Annotated in this window: 15 protein-coding genes and 3 tRNA genes; 8 read left to right on the plus strand and 10 right to left on the minus strand. The window is 69.6% G+C overall.

Features of this window, described 5'->3' with window-relative positions:
* Positions 1 to 13: 13 nt before the first annotated feature.
* Genes AC5WJ1_RS27345 through AC5WJ1_RS27355 form a run of 3 tightly spaced genes read left to right on the plus strand, consistent with a single transcriptional unit; the run spans position 14 to position 4,885 of the window.
* Positions 14 to 2,029, plus strand: a complete 2,016-nt coding sequence (locus AC5WJ1_RS27345) for an acetyl/propionyl/methylcrotonyl-CoA carboxylase subunit alpha (RefSeq protein WP_494476768.1) — start codon at positions 14 to 16, stop codon at positions 2,027 to 2,029.
* Complete coding sequence (locus AC5WJ1_RS27350; protein WP_494476769.1) at positions 2,026 to 3,855, plus strand: acyclic terpene utilization AtuA family protein; 1,830 nt, start codon at positions 2,026 to 2,028, stop codon at positions 3,853 to 3,855. Before AC5WJ1_RS27345 ends, AC5WJ1_RS27350 begins: the two co-directional genes overlap by 4 nt.
* A 31-nt stretch (positions 3,856 to 3,886) precedes the next feature.
* Entirely contained in the window at positions 3,887 to 4,885 is a 999-nt protein-coding gene (locus AC5WJ1_RS27355) for a tripartite tricarboxylate transporter substrate binding protein (RefSeq protein ID WP_135702708.1), read from the plus strand.
* 53 nt (positions 4,886 to 4,938) lie between these two features.
* Here the strand turns inward: AC5WJ1_RS27355 and AC5WJ1_RS27360 are convergent, their stop codons facing one another.
* The 4 genes from AC5WJ1_RS27360 to AC5WJ1_RS27375 are packed head-to-tail and all read right to left on the minus strand — an operon-like array spanning position 4,939 to position 10,160.
* Entirely contained in the window at positions 4,939 to 6,090 is a 1,152-nt protein-coding gene (locus AC5WJ1_RS27360) for an acyl-CoA dehydrogenase family protein (protein ID WP_494476770.1), read from the minus strand.
* Between the two features lie 9 nt (positions 6,091 to 6,099).
* Positions 6,100 to 6,984 carry an SDR family oxidoreductase gene (locus tag AC5WJ1_RS27365; protein ID WP_434034640.1) on the minus strand — a complete coding sequence of 295 codons (885 nt, stop codon included), beginning with the start codon at positions 6,982 to 6,984 and terminating at the stop codon, positions 6,100 to 6,102.
* Positions 6,985 to 7,005: 21 nt separating this feature from the next.
* The gene (locus AC5WJ1_RS27370; RefSeq protein WP_135702705.1) at positions 7,006 to 8,001 is read right to left on the minus strand and encodes a tripartite tricarboxylate transporter substrate binding protein; all 996 of its coding nucleotides are present in this window, start codon (positions 7,999 to 8,001) and stop codon (positions 7,006 to 7,008) included.
* Entirely contained in the window at positions 7,998 to 10,160 is a 2,163-nt protein-coding gene (locus AC5WJ1_RS27375; protein WP_494476771.1) for an acetate--CoA ligase family protein, read from the minus strand. The genes AC5WJ1_RS27370 and AC5WJ1_RS27375 overlap by 4 nt, the downstream gene beginning before the upstream one ends.
* A 284-nt stretch (positions 10,161 to 10,444) precedes the next feature.
* On the opposite strand from AC5WJ1_RS27375, the gene AC5WJ1_RS27380 reads away from it, so the two are divergent.
* The 3 genes from AC5WJ1_RS27380 to AC5WJ1_RS27390 all read left to right on the plus strand — a co-directional run bounded on the left by AC5WJ1_RS27380 (position 10,445) and on the right by AC5WJ1_RS27390 (position 10,704).
* Positions 10,445 to 10,520 (plus strand) — tRNA-Asn (locus AC5WJ1_RS27380).
* A gap of 6 nt (positions 10,521 to 10,526) precedes the next feature.
* A tRNA-Gly gene (locus tag AC5WJ1_RS27385) sits at positions 10,527 to 10,602 on the plus strand.
* A gap of 27 nt (positions 10,603 to 10,629) precedes the next feature.
* Positions 10,630 to 10,704: transfer RNA gene (locus tag AC5WJ1_RS27390), tRNA-Thr, on the plus strand.
* Between the two features lie 52 nt (positions 10,705 to 10,756).
* Here the strand turns inward: AC5WJ1_RS27390 and tolA are convergent.
* On the minus strand, positions 10,757 to 11,512 hold the full coding sequence (gene tolA, locus AC5WJ1_RS27395) for a cell envelope integrity protein TolA (RefSeq protein ID WP_135702703.1): 756 nt from the start codon (positions 11,510 to 11,512) through the stop codon (positions 10,757 to 10,759).
* Between the two features lie 183 nt (positions 11,513 to 11,695).
* Between tolA and AC5WJ1_RS27400 the strand changes: the two genes are divergently transcribed.
* Positions 11,696 to 12,337 (plus strand): TetR/AcrR family transcriptional regulator, encoded by a 642-nt coding sequence (locus AC5WJ1_RS27400; RefSeq protein ID WP_135702702.1) that lies wholly within the window; start codon positions 11,696 to 11,698, stop codon positions 12,335 to 12,337.
* Between the two features lie 7 nt (positions 12,338 to 12,344).
* Entirely contained in the window at positions 12,345 to 13,454 is a 1,110-nt protein-coding gene (locus AC5WJ1_RS27405; protein ID WP_195431795.1) for an alkene reductase, read from the plus strand.
* Positions 13,455 to 13,468: 14 nt separating this feature from the next.
* Here AC5WJ1_RS27405 and AC5WJ1_RS27410 read toward each other — a convergent pair whose 3' ends face one another.
* From AC5WJ1_RS27410 to AC5WJ1_RS27430, 5 genes are read right to left on the minus strand one after another with little or no spacing between them, the layout of a single operon-like run.
* The gene (locus tag AC5WJ1_RS27410) at positions 13,469 to 13,849 is read right to left on the minus strand and encodes a response regulator transcription factor (protein WP_195431793.1); all 381 of its coding nucleotides are present in this window, start codon (positions 13,847 to 13,849) and stop codon (positions 13,469 to 13,471) included.
* Positions 13,850 to 13,885: 36 nt separating this feature from the next.
* A complete protein-coding gene (locus tag AC5WJ1_RS27415; protein WP_135702698.1) occupies positions 13,886 to 14,164 on the minus strand; it encodes a XapX domain-containing protein in 279 nt (92 codons plus the stop codon).
* Between the two features lie 31 nt (positions 14,165 to 14,195).
* The gene (locus AC5WJ1_RS27420) at positions 14,196 to 15,827 is read right to left on the minus strand and encodes an MFS transporter (protein ID WP_434034642.1); all 1,632 of its coding nucleotides are present in this window, start codon (positions 15,825 to 15,827) and stop codon (positions 14,196 to 14,198) included.
* Positions 15,828 to 15,832: 5 nt separating this feature from the next.
* Positions 15,833 to 16,273, minus strand: a complete 441-nt coding sequence (locus AC5WJ1_RS27425; RefSeq protein WP_133094670.1) for a DoxX family protein — start codon at positions 16,271 to 16,273, stop codon at positions 15,833 to 15,835.
* A 22-nt stretch (positions 16,274 to 16,295) separates the two neighbouring features.
* Positions 16,296 to 18,161, minus strand: a complete 1,866-nt coding sequence (locus AC5WJ1_RS27430) for an amidohydrolase (RefSeq protein WP_205751613.1) — start codon at positions 18,159 to 18,161, stop codon at positions 16,296 to 16,298.
* Positions 18,162 to 18,191 lie beyond the last annotated feature (30 nt).

Below are 18,191 nucleotides of genomic sequence, written 5' to 3' on the forward strand. Positions count from 1 at the left end.
AAAGGATTCCCACATGTCTGCAACCAGCCGACCCTTCCATACGCTGCTCGTCGCCAACCGCGGCGAGATCGCGGTGCGCATCATGCGCACCGCGCGCCGCCTTGGGCTGGCCACCGTGGCCGTCTACTCCGAGGCCGACCGCCACAGCCCGCACGTGGCGTTCGCGGACCGCGCGGTCTGCATCGGCGCCGCCGCGCCGCGCGAGTCGTACCTCAACATCCCCGCCATCATCGAGGCCGCCCGTGCCAGCGGTGCCGATGCCATCCACCCGGGCTACGGCTTCCTGGCCGAGAACGCGGGCTTTGCCGAGGCCGTGGTGGCGGCGGGCCTGGTCTTCGTCGGCCCGCCCGCCGGGGCGATCCGCGCCATGGGCAACAAGGCCGAGGCCAAGCGCCTGATGCTGGCCGCCGACATGCCCTGCGTGCCTGGCTACCAGGGCGCGGCGCAGGACGACGCCACGCTGCTGGCCGAAGCCGGCGCGATCGGCTTTCCGTTGATGGTGAAGGCCGCGGCCGGCGGCGGCGGGCGCGGCATGCGGCTGGTGCGCGAGGCGGCGGCGCTGCCCATCGCGCTGGCCAGCGCGCGCTCCGAGGCCGCGGCCGCGTTCGGCTCCGACGAGCTGATCCTGGAGCGCGCCGTGATCGCGCCGCGCCATGTGGAGATCCAGGTCTTCGCCGATACGCAGGGCCATGTCATCCACCTGGGCGAGCGCGACTGCTCGGTGCAGCGCCGCCACCAGAAGGTCATCGAAGAGGCGCCGTCGCCCGCGGTCAGCCCGGCGCTGCGCGCGCGCATGGGCGAGGCCGCGGTCCGCGCGGCAACGTCGATCGGCTATGTCGGCGCCGGCACCATGGAGTTCCTGCTCGATGCCGACGGCAACTTCTACTTCATGGAGATGAACACGCGCCTGCAGGTCGAGCATGCGGTGACCGAAGCCATCACCGGTTTCGACCTGGTCGAATGGCAGTTGCGCGTGGCGGCGGGCGAGCCGCTGCCGGTGACGCAGGAGCAGGTGAAGCTCGACGGCCATGCCATCGAGGTCCGCCTGACCGCCGAAGACGTGCCCGCCGGCTTCCTGCCGCAGGGCGGGCCGCTGCTGCGCTGGCGCCCGCCCGCCGCCGGCCGCGACGTGCGCGTCGACCATGCGCTGGAAGAGGGCCGGGCCATCCCGACGCATTACGACTCAATGGTCGCCAAGCTGGTTGCCCGCGGCGCCGACCGCGAGGAAGCGCGCCGCAAGCTGCTGCGCGCGGTGGAAGACTGCGCGTTGCTGGGCGTGCCGAGCAACCAGGGCTTCCTGGCCGACTGCCTCGCGCATCCGGCCTTTGCCGGCAACGACGTGCACACCGGCTTCGTCGATGCGCATATGCAGGGCGCGCTGCAGGCGCCGCTGCCGCCACTGTCAGTGATGGCGAGCGCCGCGCTGGCCGCGTCCGGGCTGCTCGGCGACAACGGCAAGCCGGCCACGCTCGCGCGCGCCGCCGCCAGCGTGGTGCTGTACGCGGCCGGCGCGGCGTGGGAAGCGACCTTGCGCGTTGCCGCCGACGGCTGGCGCGTGATGCTGCGGCAGCGCGAAAGTGATCAGCAACCCGGCCAGGAACCGGTTGCCTGCGCGCTGCGCGTGCTACGCGCCGACGGCGACAGCGGCACGGCCCTGGTCGAGTGCGACGGCGTGGCCTATCCGCTGGTGTTCGCCGCCGACAAGCAGGTGCTGCACCTGTTCCAGTCCGGCCGCGCCTGGCAGTTCCCTCTGCACGACCCGCGCCGCCGCCGCGATGCCGGTGAAGCCGGCGGGGTCCTGCAGGCGCCGCTGACGGCGCGCATCGTCGCGGTCCACGTGGCCGAGGGCGAGCGTGTGGAGGCCGGCCAGCCGCTGGTGGTGCTGGAGGCAATGAAGATGGAGCACACCATCGCTGCGCCGTTTTCCGGCGTGGTCGCTGAACTGGCCGCGCGCGCCGGCGGGCAGGCCAGCGCCGGCTCGCTGCTGGCGCGCGTCGAAGCCGATGTGGTGGCGAAGGAGCCGGCATGAACGAACTGGCACATTCCGCGGCAACTACCGCGGCAAATACCGCGGCACACACCGGCAAGACCGTTCGCATCGGCGGCGCCTCCGGCTTCTGGGGCGATTCCGCGATCGCCACGCCGCAGCTGCTGACCGTGCCCGGCCTGCAGTACCTGGTCTACGACTACCTGGCCGAGACCACCATGTCGATCCTGGCGCGCGCCCGCGCCAAGGACCCGGCGCTCGGCTACGCCACCGATTTCGTGCAGGCGGCGATGGGGCCCAACCTGGCCGGGATCCTGCAGCGCGGCGTCCGCGTGGTCGCCAACGCCGGCGGCCTCAACCCGCAGGCCTGCCGCGACGCGCTGCTCAAGGTGGCCGCGCAGCAGGGCCTGCATCCGCGCATCGCCGTGGTCACCGGCGACGACGTCCAGCCCAGCTTCGCGCAATGGTGCGCCGACGGGCTGACCGACCTTGCCGGGGCGCCGGTGCCGACCACCGAGCCGTGGTCGGCCAACGCCTACACCGGCGCGCAATGCATTGCCCGCGCGCTGGCGCTGGGCGCCGATATCGTCATCGCCGGGCGTTGCGTCGACAGCGCCGTGGTGGTCGGGGTGCTGGCGCACGAGTTCGGCTGGGACTGGACCGACTGGGACCGCCTTGCCGCCGGCACGCTGGCGGGCCACGTGATCGAGTGCGGCGCGCAGGCCACCGGCGGGTTGTTCACCGACTGGGAGCGCGTGCCCGGCTGGGAGCGGATGGGCTACCCGGTGATCGACTGCGCGCACGACGGCAGCTTCGAGCTGAGCAAGCCGGATGGCACCGGCGGGCTGGTCGACCCCGCCGCGGTCGCAGAGCAGGTGCTGTACGAGGTGGGCGATCCCGCCAGCTACCTGATGCCGGACGTGACCTGCGACTTCCGCATGGTGCGTACCGAGCTGGTCGAGCCGGGCCGCGTGCGCGTGGCTGGCGCGCGCGGCAGGGCGCCCGGCACCCGCTACAAGGGCAACGCCACCTGGCAGGACGGCTTCCAGATCAGCCTGATGATGGCGATCCGCGGCATCGACGCCCCGGCCAAGGCGCGCCGCACCGCCGACGCGCTGCTGGCGCGCACCCGCGCCATGCTGGCCGAGCGCGGCATGCCCGATTACACCGAGACCGTGGTCGAGCTGCTGGGCTGCGAATCGCAATACGGCGCCCATGCGCGCGAGTTGCCGACGCGCGAGGTGGTGCTGCGCATCGGCGCGCGCCATCCGCAGGCGCGGGGCCTGAGCTTCCTGCAGCGCGAATGCTCGTCGGCGGGAACGTCGATGGCGGCCGGGACGCGATCCTCGTTTGCGGGGCGTGTCGATATCCAGCCGGTGGTGAAGGTGTTTTCCTTCCTGGTGCCCAAGGCCGACGTGCCGATGCGCGTGGAATTCGAGGGCAGCGTGATCGCGCTGCCTGATGCGGCAGCCAGCGTCGCACCCGAGGCGCCCGCCGTGGTCGATGGCCCGCCACTGCCGCCGGTGCCCGACGAACCGCGCGTGCAACGGCCATTGGTCATCCTTGCCTACGCGCGCAGCGGCGACAAGGGCGACGACGAGAACATCGGCGTGATCGCGCGCAAGCCGGAGTACCTGGCGCTGCTGCGCGAGCAGCTGACGTCGCAGGCCGTGCGCGCGTACTTTGCCCACCTGGTCGCGGGCGAGGTCGAGCGCTTCGACGTGCCTGGCCTGCATGCGCTGAACTTCCTGATGCATGGCGCGCTGGGCGGCGGCGGTGTGGCCAGCCTGCGCTCCGACCCGCTTGGCAAGAGCTACGCGCAGATGCTGCTCGATTTCCCGCTTTCCGTACCGCGCAGCTGGGCATAGACCCGGCCAACACTGACCAAGGAGGAGACACATGACCCGATCCATGCGCAACCCGCTTGTCCGCCGGCTGCTGACGCTAAGCCTGCTCGCCAGCAGCCTCGCTGGCGCAATCCCGGCCATGGCGCAGGGCGACGCCTATCCGAACCGGCCGCTCCGCGTGGTGGTGCCGTATACGCCTGGCGGCGTGTCCGACGCCGTGACGCGGCTGGTCATGCAGAAACTGTCCGAGCGCATCGGCCAGCCCGTGGTGGTCGAAAACCGTGCCGGCGCCAACGGCATGATCGGCTCGGAAAACGTCGCCAGATCGGCGCCGGACGGCTATTCGCTGCTGGTCGTGGTCGCCGCCCACGCGATCAACCCGAGCCTGTACGGCAAGATGAGCTATGACCCGGTCAAGGACCTGACCGGCGTCAGCATGATCGGCCGGATCCCGCTGCTGCTGGTCGGCAGCGCACAGCTGCCGCCGACCACCGTTAAGGAACTGGTTGGCTGGGGCAAGGCCAATCCGGACAAGATGACCTTTGCGTCCAGCGGCACCGGCTCCGGCGCGCACCTGGCGGGAGAACTGCTCGCGCAGGCGGTCGGCATGAAGATGACGCATGTGCCGTACAAGGGCATCTCGCCGGCATTGCCCGACCTGTTTTCCGGGCAGGTCGCGGTGATCTTCGATTCGGTGCAGACCATGATGCCGCAGGTGAAGGCTGGCAAGGTGCGCGCGCTGGCGATTACCAGCCCGACGCGCTGGCCAGCCGCACCGGAGGTGCCGACCATGGCCGAGGCCGGCTTCCCGGCGGTGACGGCTGGCAGCTGGATCGGCCTGCTGGCGCCGGCCAAGACGCCGCCGGCGGTGCTGGCAAAGCTGTCGGCGGACATGGACGCGGTGCTGCAGCAGCCGGACGTGCGCGCGCGGCTGATCGACTACGGTATCGATCCGGTCGGCGGCAAGCCCGAGCAGTTCCAGGCCTTTATCAGGACGGAAGCGGTGCGCTGGGGCGAGGTGGTGAAGAAGAGTGGGGTGAAGCTGGAATAAGCAGGACTTGCGTAGGGAAAGCGCCCGCGGCAGAAGCCGCGGGCGCTAGGCGTTTAAAGCCTCAACTGCTTCGCCGCCAGGTCCTTCATGATTTCCTCCGCCCCGCCGCCGATCATCATCACCTTGACCTCGCGATACAGCCGCTCCACGCGGCTGCCGCGCATATAGCCCATCCCCCCGAGCAATTGCACCGCGCGGTCCGCGCAGAACTGGAAGGTCCGCGTGGCCATGTTCTTGGCCATCGCAATCTGCGCCACCGGCGCGGCGCCGTCGTCCAGGCGCGCGGCGAGGTCGTCGAGCAGGGCGCGCGTGGATTCGATGCGCGTGGCCATGTCGACCAGCTGGTGGCGCACCACCTGGTGGTCGGCCAGCCGCTTGCCGAAGGTATGGCGGTCGCGCGCCCACGCCAGCGCATCGTGGAAGCAGACCTGGGCATAGCCGCAGGCAGCCGCCGCCAGCGCCAGGCGCTCGTGGTTGAAGTTGCGGGTGATGGCGGCAAAGCCCTTGCCTTCCTCGCCGACCAGGTTTTCCACCGGCACGCGGCAGTCCTCGAAGAACAGCTGCGCGGTGTCGGACGCCCACCAGCCCATCTTCTTCAGCGGCGTCCGGCTCAGCCCCGGCGTATCGCCTTCGATCAGTAGCAGCGACACGCCACCCGCACCCGGGCCGCCGGTACGCACGGCCACGGTGATGTAGTCGGCGCGCATGCCGGAGGTGATATAGAGCTTGGTGCCGTTGACGACATAGTGGTCGCCCTCGCGGCGCGCGCTGGTCGACAGCCGGGCCACGTCGGAGCCGGCGTCGGGCTCGGTGATCGCCAGCGCGGAGATCTTCTCGCCCGACAGGATCTGCGGCAGCACGCGCGCCTTCAGCGCCTCGCTGCCCACCGCGGCGATCGGCGGTGCGCCGATGGTGTGCGAGAACAGCCCCGAGGCGATCCCGCCCGAGCCGCCCCAGGCGCGCTCCTCGAACAGGATCATGCGGTAGAAGGCATCGCACGGCGCGCCGCCGTACTCCTCGGGAAAACCGGGCGCCAGCAGGCCGGCTTGCGCCGCCTTGCGGTACAGCTCGCGCGGGAAGCTGCCGGCTTCGTCCCAGGCCTCGGCATTGGGCGCGACTTCCTTTTCAAAGAAGCGCCGCACGCTGGCGCGGAATGCTTCATGGTCCGCGCTGTAGTAGCGCGGGTTGGGCGGTTGCAGGGTCATGGTGTTCGCTTACTCGTTGGACGGCGCCAGGCATTGCGGCAGCGTGTAGAGCGGGAAGCCGTTGTACGGCTGCGAGCGCTGGTGCTGGGGCTGCGCCCAGGTGTGCTTGGCGTTGGGCACGCCGCCGTCGACGCGCAGGGTCGAGCCGGTGATGAAGGCCGCCGCCGGCGACAGCAGGAACACCACCGCCGCGGAGACCTCGGCCTCGGTGCCCAGCCGCTGCAGCGGCACCTTGCGCGCCAGCTGGCGGATCTTGACCTGGAATTCGGGCGGATAGGTGTCAAAGCCGCTGGACGCGATCCATCCCGGCGCCACGGCGTTGACGCGCACGCCTGCGGCGGCCCATTCGCACGCCGCCGTTTCAGTGAACGACAGCATGCCGGCGCGCGCCGCGCCCGAATGGCCCATGCCCGGCATGCCGTTCCACATGTCGGCGATGATGTTGACGATGGCGCCGCCGTTGGCTTCCATCCATTGCGTGAAGCATTCGCGCGCCACCAGGAAGCCGCCGGTCAGGTTGTTGCGCACCACGGCTTCCCAGCCCTTCTGGCTGATGTCGCGCAGCGGCGACGGGAACTGGCCGCCGGCGTTGTTGAAGAGGCCGTCGATGCTGCCGTGCGCCGCCAGCACCGCGGCCACGTTCTCGCGCACCTGCGCCTCGTCGCGGATATCGCAACTGTGCAGCGTCAGCCGGTCTGCGGCGTCGGGCTCGGCGTCGAGGATTTCGTCGCGGACCTGTTCCAGCTTTTCCAGCTTGCGGCCAGCCAGCGCCACGCGCGCGCCCAGGCTGGCCAGCTCGTGCGCGGTGCAGCGGCCGATGCCGCTGCCGGCGCCGGTGACCAGCACGGTACGGCCGGCGAACAGGCCGGCGTGGAAGACGGATCGATATTGCATGCGGGCTCCGGGATCAGCACATCAGGGGTTGGCAGTCAGGCCCAGGCGCTTGACCAGCTTGCCCTGGCTTTCGTAGCGCTGGCGCGCGAAGGCGGCGTAGTCGGCGCTGTTCAGGTAGGCGCTCTCCTGGTCGAGCCGCTCCAGCAGCTTCTGCATCGCCGGCTCGTTGAGCGCCTTGCGGAAGGCGTCGTGCAGCACCTGCACAGCCTGCGCGTCCATGTCGCGCGGGCCGGCGATGCCGAACGGCGAGGTGGACACGATGTCGACGCCGACATCGCGCAGCGTCGGCACGCGCGGCCAGCGGCGCGAATGCTCGGCGGTCCAGAGCACCAGCCAGCGCGCCTTGGCGCTGTCGACATAAGGGCCGATGCCGCCGGCCGTGACACCCAGGTCGATATGCCCGCCCATCAGCGCGGCGATGATCTCGGCCTCGCCCTTGTAGGGCACATGGTTGAACTGGACGCCGAGCTTCTGCCCGATCTCTTCCATGGTCACGTGCATGGTGCCATTGGTGCCGGTGCTGCCGTAGCTGATCTTGCCGGGACGGCGGCGCGCATCGTCGATCATTTCCTGCCACGATTTCCACGGCGCGTCGGCGCGCGCCGCGACGCCCAGCGTGTAGCCGGTCAGGTGGATCACGTAGGTGAAGTCGCGCAGCGGGTCGTACTGCGTCTTCTGCAGGTGGGGCAGCCGGAACACGGGTTCCGGGATCACCGTCAGCGTGTAGCCGTCAGGTTTGGCGCGCGCGACTACATTGGCGCCCAGCACGCCGGCGGCGCCGGGCTTGTTCTCGACTACCACGGGCTGGCCCAGCGTCTTGCCGGCGCTGTCGGCCAGCGTGCGTACCAGCGTATCGGTGGCGCCGCCGGCCGCGAACGGCACGATCAGCGTGACCGGCCGCATAGGGAAATCGGCCGCCCGCGCGCCGGAGGACAGTGCTCCCAGTGGCGCCAGCGCGCCCAGGCCCAGCAGCGCCAGCGTGTCGCGGCGGCGGGTGTCGATGGTGTCGTCTCTCATTGCCGGTCTCCGTCGTGGTTCGGCTGCTGCGTCAGCACGAGTGCGTCGAGCGCGACCGCACCGCGGCCGGCTTCGCGCACCAGCAGGGGATTCACTTCCATTTCAGCGAGCGAGTCGCCGAGCGCCATCGCGGCGTCGGACAGCGCGGCAATCGCGTCCGCGGCCGCGTCGATATCCGCGGCGGGCTTGCCGCGGAAACCGGTCATCAGCCGGTAGCCGCGCAGGCCAGCGAGCATCTCGCGGGCCATGGCGCGGTCCACCGGCAGCAAGCGGTGCGCCACGTCGTGGAAGACCTCGGTAAAGATCCCGCCCAGGCCGACCGTCATGGCCGGGCCGAACACCGGGTCGCGCGTCACGCCGACGATCAACTCGCAGACGCCGCTGGCCATCTGCTGCACCAGCACGCCGCGCTGGCGTGCGTCCGGCCTGGCGCGCGTTGCGGCGGCAACCACTTCCGCGGCGGCGTCGTGCACCTGCTGTGCATCGCGCAGTCCCAGCCGCACGCCGCCGATTTCGGTCTTGTGGGCGATGTCGGGGCTGAGCACCTTGACCGCCACCGGGAAGCCGAGGCTCGCGGCGGCGCGTGCGGCGTCGGCGGGTGTGGCCGCGACCGCTTCCACGCCGATCGGCACCCCGAAACCGGCGAGCCAGTGCTTGGCCTGATACTCGTCCAGTGCGTGAGCGGGCAGTTCTGCGGCCTGCGGATGGTCGGTGGCGCGCGCGCGCAGTCCCATCCACTGCGTGGTCCGGGCCTGCGTGCCGAGCCAGTCGACATACGTGCCCAATGCCCTGGCGGCGCGCGCCACGTCCGGGAACAGCGCCACGCCGGCCGCCGCCAGCCGGGCGCGGCTGGCCGGCTCGCCGGTGGTGGCGACCACGATCAGCCGGCCGGTCTTGCCCGCCACGTCGATCAGTTCATCCGCCACGCGGTCGAGCAGGTAAGCGGTGGCGTACAGGAAGATCACATCCACGCCGTCGAACGCCGCCAGGTTGTCGAGCACGGCATAGGCGAGGCCGCTGCGGTTGAACAGCTGGCCGGTCAGGTCGACCGGGTTCGCCACCGAGCCGATCTCCGGCACGGCCGCCTGCAGGCGCTGCTGCACCGGCCCGGGCAGGCTCGGCACGTCCAGGCCGGCGGCGCTGAGCAGGTCGGCGGAGAGCGCACCCATCGCGCCCGACACCGATGCCACCACCACGCGGCGGCCCGCGCTGCGCTGGCGCAGGCCCGACAGGTAGGCCAGGTCGGTCAGGTGGGTCGGATCGCTGGCCTGCATCGCGCCGGCCTGGGCGAAAGCGGCGCGGTAGATGGCCTGGTTGCCGGCCAGCACCGCCGTGTGCGATTGTGTGGCTGCCGAACCGGCCTCGCTCTCGCCGGCCTTCAGCACGATCAGCGGCTTGTCCGCCGCGCGCATCCGCGCCGCGGCGTCGATAAAGCGCGGGCCGTTGCGCAGGCCCTCGACGTAGCCGACCACGGCGCCGGTCCGGGCATCGTCGGCGAGGTAGCCGAGATAGTCGGCATAGTCCAGGCAGGCTTCGTTGCCGGTATTGATGAACTGGTGAAAGCCCACGTCCATCTGCCGGCCGGTGGCATAGACGATGGCGCACACATTGCCGCTCTGCGTCAGCAGGCTGACGGCGCCGGGGCCGTCCTGCGGCGGGTAGGCGCGGAAGGTGGTGGCAAAGGCGGTGATGGCGCGCGTGGTCAGGTTGGCCAGCCCCATGCAGTTGGGCCCGGCGATGGCCATGCCGCTTGCGCGCGCGAAAGCGGTCAGCGCCGCCTGGCGCGCGACGCCGGCTTCGCCCGCCTCGGCAAAGCCCGACGCATAGAGGATGGCGGCGCGGATGCCGCGGGCATGGCAGCGCTGCAGCTGCGGCAACACTTCGTCGGCGCCGAGCGCCAGCACCGCCACGTCCGGCACCGCCGGCAGGGACTCGACATCGGGATAGCAGGCCAGCCCGGCGATCTCCGCGTAGCACGGATTGACCGGGTAAACCTGGCCTCGGTAGCCAAGACGCTGCAGGTGGTCGAGCGCGACGCCGCCGATGCGGCTGGTATCGCGCGAGGCGCCGATGATGGCGATCGAGGCGGGCTCAAGCAGCTGCGCCAGTTCGGTGCGGCCAGCGCGTACCGGTGGCCGCGCCGTGTTGGAAAGTGGCATCTTTGTCTCCATCCTTCCTCTGCCGGAAGGGTGACCCGATTCAAGCGTATCGGGTGGATGGGGACAAGCGGACGGACGCTCGGTGTGCACAATGTGCACAATTTCCGGTTCGGCCGGCAGCGGGGATGCTGCAACGGCCTGTAGCAGGATTTCAGTTGGCTTGAGAGCAGCGACGCCACCAAGCCCGACGATCGAAGCACGTTCTGCGGATTTTTGTCGTTGCCCCCTTTCAAAACCCGCCAACGTTGATGTAGAATCCGCGCTTCGCTGAAAACGCGATGAATTCCCCGATAGCTCAGTCGGTAGAGCGACGGACTGTTAATCCGCAGGTCCCTGGTTCGAGCCCAGGTCGGGGAGCCAAAGTACGCGGGAGTAGCTCAGTTGGTAGAGCGCAACCTTGCCAAGGTTGAGGTCGCGAGTTCGAGACTCGTCTCCCGCTCCAAATCTTCCGGTGTTCGCCGGAGCGTGCGCCCATGTGGCTCAGTGGTAGAGCACTCCCTTGGTAAGGGAGAGGTCGGCAGTTCGATCCTGCCCATGGGCACCACCCCCTTTCGTTTCCCTTCTGTTTTTTCGTTTCGCCCCGCACGGCGCCGCGGCTAGCCGCCCTGGTCCTTTGGCCAGAACGTGATGTTGATGCTCGACGGCGCGACACCGTTCTCGTCGCGCGGCAACGGGTCCGAGCGCGCGACCGCGCGCAGCACGGCGTTGTCCCACCCGGCGTTGCCGCTCGACTTGGCCAGCCGCGTCGACAGCACCGAGCCGTCCGGCGCCATGTGCACCGCCACCACCGCCGCCGGATTGCCGGCGACGTCTTCGTTGAAGATGATGTTCGGCTTGACCCGCTGCCGGACCCGTTCTGCATAGCCCGACGAAGGCCGCGCGGAGGTGCCGGAACCGGTCCCCGCGTTGGCGTGGCCCGCCTGTGCCTGCAACCGCGCCAGTTCGCCCTGGCGCCGCGTGTTGTCGGCCTGGCGCAGTTCTTCCTGCGCCTTGCGTTGTGCTTCCTTGCGGGCCGCGTCGGCGCGGGCCTGGTTTTCACGCTGCCGGGCCTGCTGCGCTTCGTCGCGGGCGGCACGTTCGGCCTTGCGCTGCTTCTCCTGCAGCGAGATATCGGCGTCCTCCTCCTCGACGGGCTTTGGCGTCGGCGTCGGCGTGACCGCCGGCGGGGGGATGACCACTTCAGGCACGGACTCCCACAGTTCGGCTGTCACGCCTTCCGGCACGGCGTTGCGCCAGCGCACGCCGTAGTAGAGCAGGGCACCCAGCAGCAGGTGCATCAGCAGGGCCAGCAGGAAGCAGCGCATGGTGCCCCGTTCCGGCACCGGCTGGTAGGGATAGGCGACAGCTTGCATGGCGGTGGCTGCGGCGGAACCCCGGCCGCTTGTCCAGGAATCAACTTCATTCTATGAAGTGCGGCGTGCCGAACCAAGGTAGAGGGAACGGCACCTTCCCAGGCCAATCTGTACGGACAGTGTCGGAATCGGCGCAAAATTGCCGTTTGACTTTTCAAGACGACTGGTCATATTATTCCAGCCATGGCCCGCACCGCAGACAAGACCGACATCCCGAACCGCCTGACCAAGGCAGGGCGCGAACTGTTTTCGCGCCACGGCTACAACGCCACCGGCATCCAGCAGATCACCGACCATGCCGGCGTGCCGAAGGGGTCGTTCTACAACCATTTCGACAGCAAGGAAGCGTTCGCCGCGGCGATCATCGCGCAGTACGCGGCGTACCTGCAGCGGTCGTGGGAAGCCATGATGGAAGCGGCGCCGCCGCAGCCGATGGCGGCGATCCGCTATGTCTTCGAGCGGATGATTGCCCACCACGAAGCCAAAACGGAGCGCGCCGGCTGCCTGGTCGGCAATTTCGCCGCGGAAATCGCCTCGTCCAGCGACACCTGCCGCGTGGCGCTGCAGGCGGCGCAACTGGCCTGGCGCGAGCGCCTGGCCGGCATGATCGCCGACGCCCAGGCGGATGGCGCCATCCGCACGGATATCGCGGCCGCCGAACTGTCCGGCCTGGCCTGGGATACCTGGGAAGGCGCCTTGCTGCGCATGAAGCTCGAACGCTCGGTCGAGCCGTTGCGCCGCAGCGTCGACCTGATGTTCAACCACCTGTTCCAGCCGGCCGCTGCTGTTTCTGCTGCGGCCGGCCAATCACCAACCTCGGAGTAAGCCATTCATGGGTGCACAGAACGAAGCCTTTCTCGCCGATGCGCTGTTCCAGCCGGTCAGGCTGGGCAAGCTTGAACTCGCCAACCGCATGGCCATGGCGCCGCTGACGCGCAGCCGCGCCGACGACGACCTGGTGCCGACCGACATGGTGGTCGAGTACTACAGCCAGCGCGCCAGCGTGGGCCTGATCATTGCCGAGGCCACGCAGGTCTCGACCACGGCCCAGGGCTACACCAACACGCCCGGCATCTATACGCCGGAGCAGATCGCAGCCTGGAAGCAGGTGACCGACGCGGTGCACGCGAAGGGCGGCAGGATCTTCCTGCAGATCTGGCACACCGGGCGCATGTCGCACACGCATTTCCAGCCGGACAACCAGGCGCCGGTGGCGCCGTCGGCCATCGCGGCCAACGCCAAGACCTTTATCAACGGCCAGGGCTACGTCGAATGCTCGCTGCCGCGCGCGCTGGAGGCGGGCGAGATTGCCGGCATCGTCGATGACTTCCGCACCGCCGCGGCCAACGCCATCCGCGCCGGCTTCGACGGTGTCGAAGTGCACGGTGCCCACGGCTACCTGCTCGATGCCTTCCTGCGCGACGGCACCAACAAGCGCACCGACGCCTACGGCGGCAGCGTCGAGAACCGCGCGCGCTTCCTGCTCGAAGTCATGGCCGCGGTGATCGCGGAGATCGGTGCCGAACGTGTCGGCGTGCGCCTGGCGCCGGTGTCGCCGGTCAACGATGCGCTGGAAAGCAACCCGAAGCCGCTGTTCGAGCACGTCGTGCGCGAACTGGAAAAGCTGCACCCGGTGTATATCCATGTGGTGGAAGGCCACACCGGCGGCCCGCGCGACAACGTGCCGTTCGACTACGAAGCGCTGCACCGCCTGTACAGCGGCGTGTGGATGGTCAACAACGGCTACTCGAAGGAAATGGCCGAGGAAGCCATCCGCAGCGGCCGCGCCGACATGGTGTCGTTCGGCCGCAAGATGATCACCAACCCGGACCTGCCGCGCCGCTTCCGCGAAAACCAGCCGCTGAACAAGCCGTTCGAGGACGCATCGCTCTACGGCGGCAACGGCCCGCACGGCTACGTCGACTATCCGGCGCTGGCCTGAGCCGGCCCCGAGCGTCAGGAACCCCGGTGCGTCGCCAGCGCACGCTCGATGCACCGGAGCATCTCGGTTTCGTCAAACGGCTTGCCGAGGAAGCAGGCCGCACCGGCGGCCCGTGCGCGCAGCGCGAAATCCTGCAGGTCGAACGCCGTCATGAAAATGACCGGCACGCGCAAGCCGCGCGCACGCAGCGCTTCACACAGCGCGAAGCCGTTCATGCCCGGCATCTGCACATCGGTGATCACGCAGTCGATGCGGTCGATCGACGACGACTGCAGCAATGCCGGCCCATCCGCGTACATCTCCACCGCCATGCCGAAGGCGCGCACCAGCCTGCCGATGGCATGCCGCACGGCAGCGTCGTCGTCGACGATGGCAATGACCGGCGTGGCATTCACACGGTCTCCCCGGGCCGGGCGCGTGACCGGAGCCGGTCAGTGCGTTGCGCCGTCCACGGGCGCCTTGCTGGCGGCGTTCAGCGTCGGGCCTGGGGTGCCGGTGATCTTGGGCACGCATTCCGAATGGAACCATGCAATGGTGACCGGCTCGCCGGCGAGCAGGCGCTTGACCGGCGGCACCACCTGTTCGCCGATCAGCATGCCGAGCAGGCCGACCAGCGCCACCACGGGCGGCGCCGGCGAACGGACCTGCATCAGCGCGTAGATGATGCCGACAAGAATGCCGGCGCCGAGGGAGACAAGGTAAAGCTTCATCGGAAAGCCTCCAGCAAGAAATACATGAGGATCAGTGACGCGCTGCCGGGGCAGGCGGCAATCCGACGCCGAGCAGGTGCCGCACGCGCGGCGGCTTGTCGCCGGCATGGAAGCGGATGACCTCGCGCTGCAGGTCGGCATCGGCATGAGGCACGCGCTCGTGCTGGCGCAAATGCTCGGCCCACGATTCGACCAGGAACCACTCTGTCAGCAGCTCCGGGTTGGCCGGGTCTTCCAGCACTCCCCAGTTGAAGGCCCCGTCGCGCAGGCGTTCTTCGGAAAGCTGGTGGACCGCGCGCAGGAAGGCATCGCGGTCCGGCGCGCGCACGCAGTATTCGATCAGGATCATGACCGGGCCGCGGTCATGCGCGATATCGGCGGCGCCTTCGGGTTCGGGCCAGTGCCGTGCCGGCCCCAGGTCCTCTTCGCCGCGGGGCAGGCGCAGCCGGTGCAGCAGCAGCGCTGCCGCCAGCATGCCGACCGCCGCCACCAGCAGCCCGCCGGGCGTGCCCAGCGCCTGCGCGACAAAGCCCCACACCAGGCTGCCCGCCGCCATCGCGCCGTTGAACACCATCTGGTAGACCGCGAGCGCGCGGCCGCGCACCCAGTTGGGCAGGATCGCCTGCGCCACGCCGCCGAGTGTCGTCAGCGCGATGATCCAGGCCGCGCCCAGGAACAGCAGCAGCAACAGGGCGATCCAGACCGGCGGCGCCACGCATAGCCCGGCCATCACCACCGCGGTGGTGATGGCAGACAGCAGCATCAGCCCGTCGGCGTCCAGCCGCCGCTGCAGCCGCGGCAGGACCAGCGCACCGAGGATCGCGCCCAGCCCGACCGCGCCCAGCAGCACGCCATAGAGGCTGGCGCCGCCTTTCAGCAGTTGCCTGGCCACCAGCGGCAACAGCGCCCAGATGCTGCTGCCGAAGGCAAAGTGCACCGCGGCCCGCGCCAGCACCACATGCAGCTTGCTGTGGGCGCGGGTAAAGCGCAGCCCGGCGCGGAACGCGCCCAGGAAATGCTCGCGCAGCGGGTCGGCGGCGCGCACCGGGCGTTTCCACCACAGCAGCGCGGCGACCACGAAGACATAGCTGAGCAGGTCCATGCCATAGGTGACGGCCGCGCCGAACGCCGCCAGCAGCAGGCCGCCGGCCGCCGGGCCGATCGCACGGGCGATGTTGACACCCAGGGAGTTGAGCGCAACCGCGCGCTTGAGCTCTTGCTGCGGCACCAGCTCGGGCACGATCGATTGCCACGTCGGCCCCATCAAAGCCGCACCGACACCGCCCAGGAAAGCCATGCCGATCAGGATCTCGATCGTCAGCGCATTGCGCCAGGCCAGCATCGCCAGCGTGCCGCTGACCAGCGCCAGCCCGACCTGGATCGCGATCAGGAAGCGGCGCCGGTCGAGGATGTCGGACAGCACGCCGGCAGGGATCGCCAGCAGGAATACCGGCAAGGTCGCGGCGGCCTGGATCGTTGCGACCGCGGCCGGCGACGACGACAGGTCGGTGGCCAGCCAGGCGCTGGCCACGTCGCGCATGAAGCTGCCGACGTTGCCGAGGATGGTGGCCGCCCACAGCACGGCAAACGTCGCCTGCGCCAGCGGCGCGAAGGCGCCGCCGTCGGCGGTGCGGGACGGGGAGGGTGTTGCTTGCTCTGCCATTTTGGTCAGCCGTGCCGGGTTGCGCGCTCGTGCAGGTCGTGCCAGGCTACCAGCAGGAAGCCGCCGGCCAGGCCGAGGTGCTCGAAGAACGCGTTGGTTATCATGAAGCGGGCTTCCGGCGGGGTTTCCCAGAAGCGGTTGGCGATGAAGGTCGCGCCGACCGTGAACGCCGCCAGCGCCAGCGCGCCCAGCCAGCGCCGCCAGCCCAGCAGGATCATGGCGCAGGCGCCCAGTTCCAGCACGATGGTGGCGGCCGCCATCGGCACCGGCGGATTCAGCCCGAAGTGCCGCATCTCTGCCACCGCGCCGGGAAAGTCGGCCAGCTTGAACAGGCCGCCCTGCAGGTAGGCCGCACAAAGCAGCAGCAGGGCCAGCCAATGCATCCAGCGCGGCAGCCCGGTGGCGCCGGTGGACGCCTGGGGAAGGGAAGTCATCGGTTCAGGCATGGCCGGTCTCGGTTGGCTAAGGTCAGAAGGCCCAGCACGAGCAGCCCAGCGCGCCCCAGAACGTGCTCTCGTCCGAGGCCGGCACGCCGGCGGTCCAGGCCCTGGCGTGCGCATGGCCATGGACGCCGCACGAACTCGCGCATCCGCACGCCGTGTTCAGCGCCAGCTTGCGCGCTTCGGGCCGCGGCTGGTAGCCGCCCACGTGGCGCACCGGCGACCAGTCCGGCATCGGCGGAGGCAGTGCCGGCGACAGCTTGCTGAAGTCGGCGTCGCCATAGACCACTTTGCCGCCCAGGATAGTCAGCACCGAGGTGATGTCCTGGATGTCGTCGCCGGGCACGCTGAAGTAATCGGCCGACAGCACCGCGAGGTCGGCGAGCTGGCCGGCCTTGATCTGGCCCTTCTTGCCGACTTCCGAGGAGAACCACGTGTTGGCCTCGGTCCACAGCCGCAGCGCGGTCTCGCGGTCGAGCAGGTTGGCCTGCGGGTACATCGCCATGCCGCCCACGGTCTTGCCGGTGGTCAGCCAGTACAGCGACACCCACGGGTTGTACGAGGCCACGCGCGTGGCATCGGTGCCGGCGCCCACCTTGACGCCTTTTTCCAGCATCTTCTTCACGGGCGGCGTAGCCTCGGCGGCGCGTGCGCCGTAGCGCTCGACAAAGTACTCGCCCTGGTAGGCCATGCGGTGCTGCACGGCGATGCCGCCGCCGAGCGCGGCGATGCGGTCGATATTGCGGTCGGAAATGGTCTCGGCGTGGTCGAAGAACCAGTTCAGGCCGTTGAACGGGATGTCTTTCGCGACCTTCTCGTAGACATCCAGCGCACGGGAGATAGTCTGGTCATAGGTCGCATGCAGCCGCCACGGCCAGCGCTTTTCCGCGAGCAGGCGGATCACCGGCTCGAGGTCGGCCTCCATCGACGGCGCCATGTCGGGGCGCTCGACGCGGAAGTCCTCGAAGTCGGCCGCGGTGTAGACCAGCATCTCGCCCGCGCCGTTGTGGCGGTAGAGGTCGTCGCCCTGGCCCGGCTTGACCTTGGCGGTCCAGGTCTTGAAGTCGTTCAGCTCTTCCTTGGGCTTCTGCGTGAACAGGTTGTACGCCAGCCGCACCGTCAGTTGGCCTTCCTTGTGCAGTTCCTCGATGATGCTGTAGTCCTCGGGGTAGTTCTGGTACCCGCCGCCCGCATCGATCACGCCGGTCACGCCCAGCCGGTTGACCTCGCGCATGAAATGGCGCGTCGAGTTCTTCTGGTATTCGGGCGGCAGCTTGGGGCCCTTGGCCAGCGTCGCGTACAGGATGGTGGCGTTCGGCTTGGCCAGCAGCAGGCCCGTGGGATTGCCGCGCGCGTCGCGCACGATCTCGCCGCCCGGCGGGTTGGGCGTGTCCTTGGTGTAGCCGACCGCGCGCAGCGCCGCGCCGTTGAGGATGGCGCGATCGTACAGGTGCAGGATGAATACCGGGGTATCGGGTGCCACCGCGTTCAGTTCGTCGATGGTCGGCAGCCGCTTCTCGGCGAACTGGTGCTCGGTGAAGCCGCCGACCACGCGCACCCATTGCGGTGCCGGCGTGCGCGCGACCTGGTCCCTGAGCATGCGCATGGCATCGGCCAGCGAGCGCACGCCGTCCCAGCGCAGCTCCATGTTGTAGTTCAGGCCGCCGCGGATGATGTGCATGTGGCTGTCGATCAGCCCGGGAATGCCGCGCCGGCCGTTCAGGTCCACGACCTGCGTCTGCGCGCCGGCCAGCTTCATGATGTCCTGGCGCGTGCCGACGGCGACGAAGCGCCCGTCGCGGATGGCCACGGCGTCCGCCTGCGGGTTGGCCTTGTCGAGCGTGGTGAACTTGCCGTTGACGAGGATGAGGCTGGGTGCGGCGCTGGGTTGCATGCCGAAGATCTCCGGGGAAACGGCCGCGCC

This window comes from Cupriavidus sp. MEYA8, assembly GCF_059278825.1.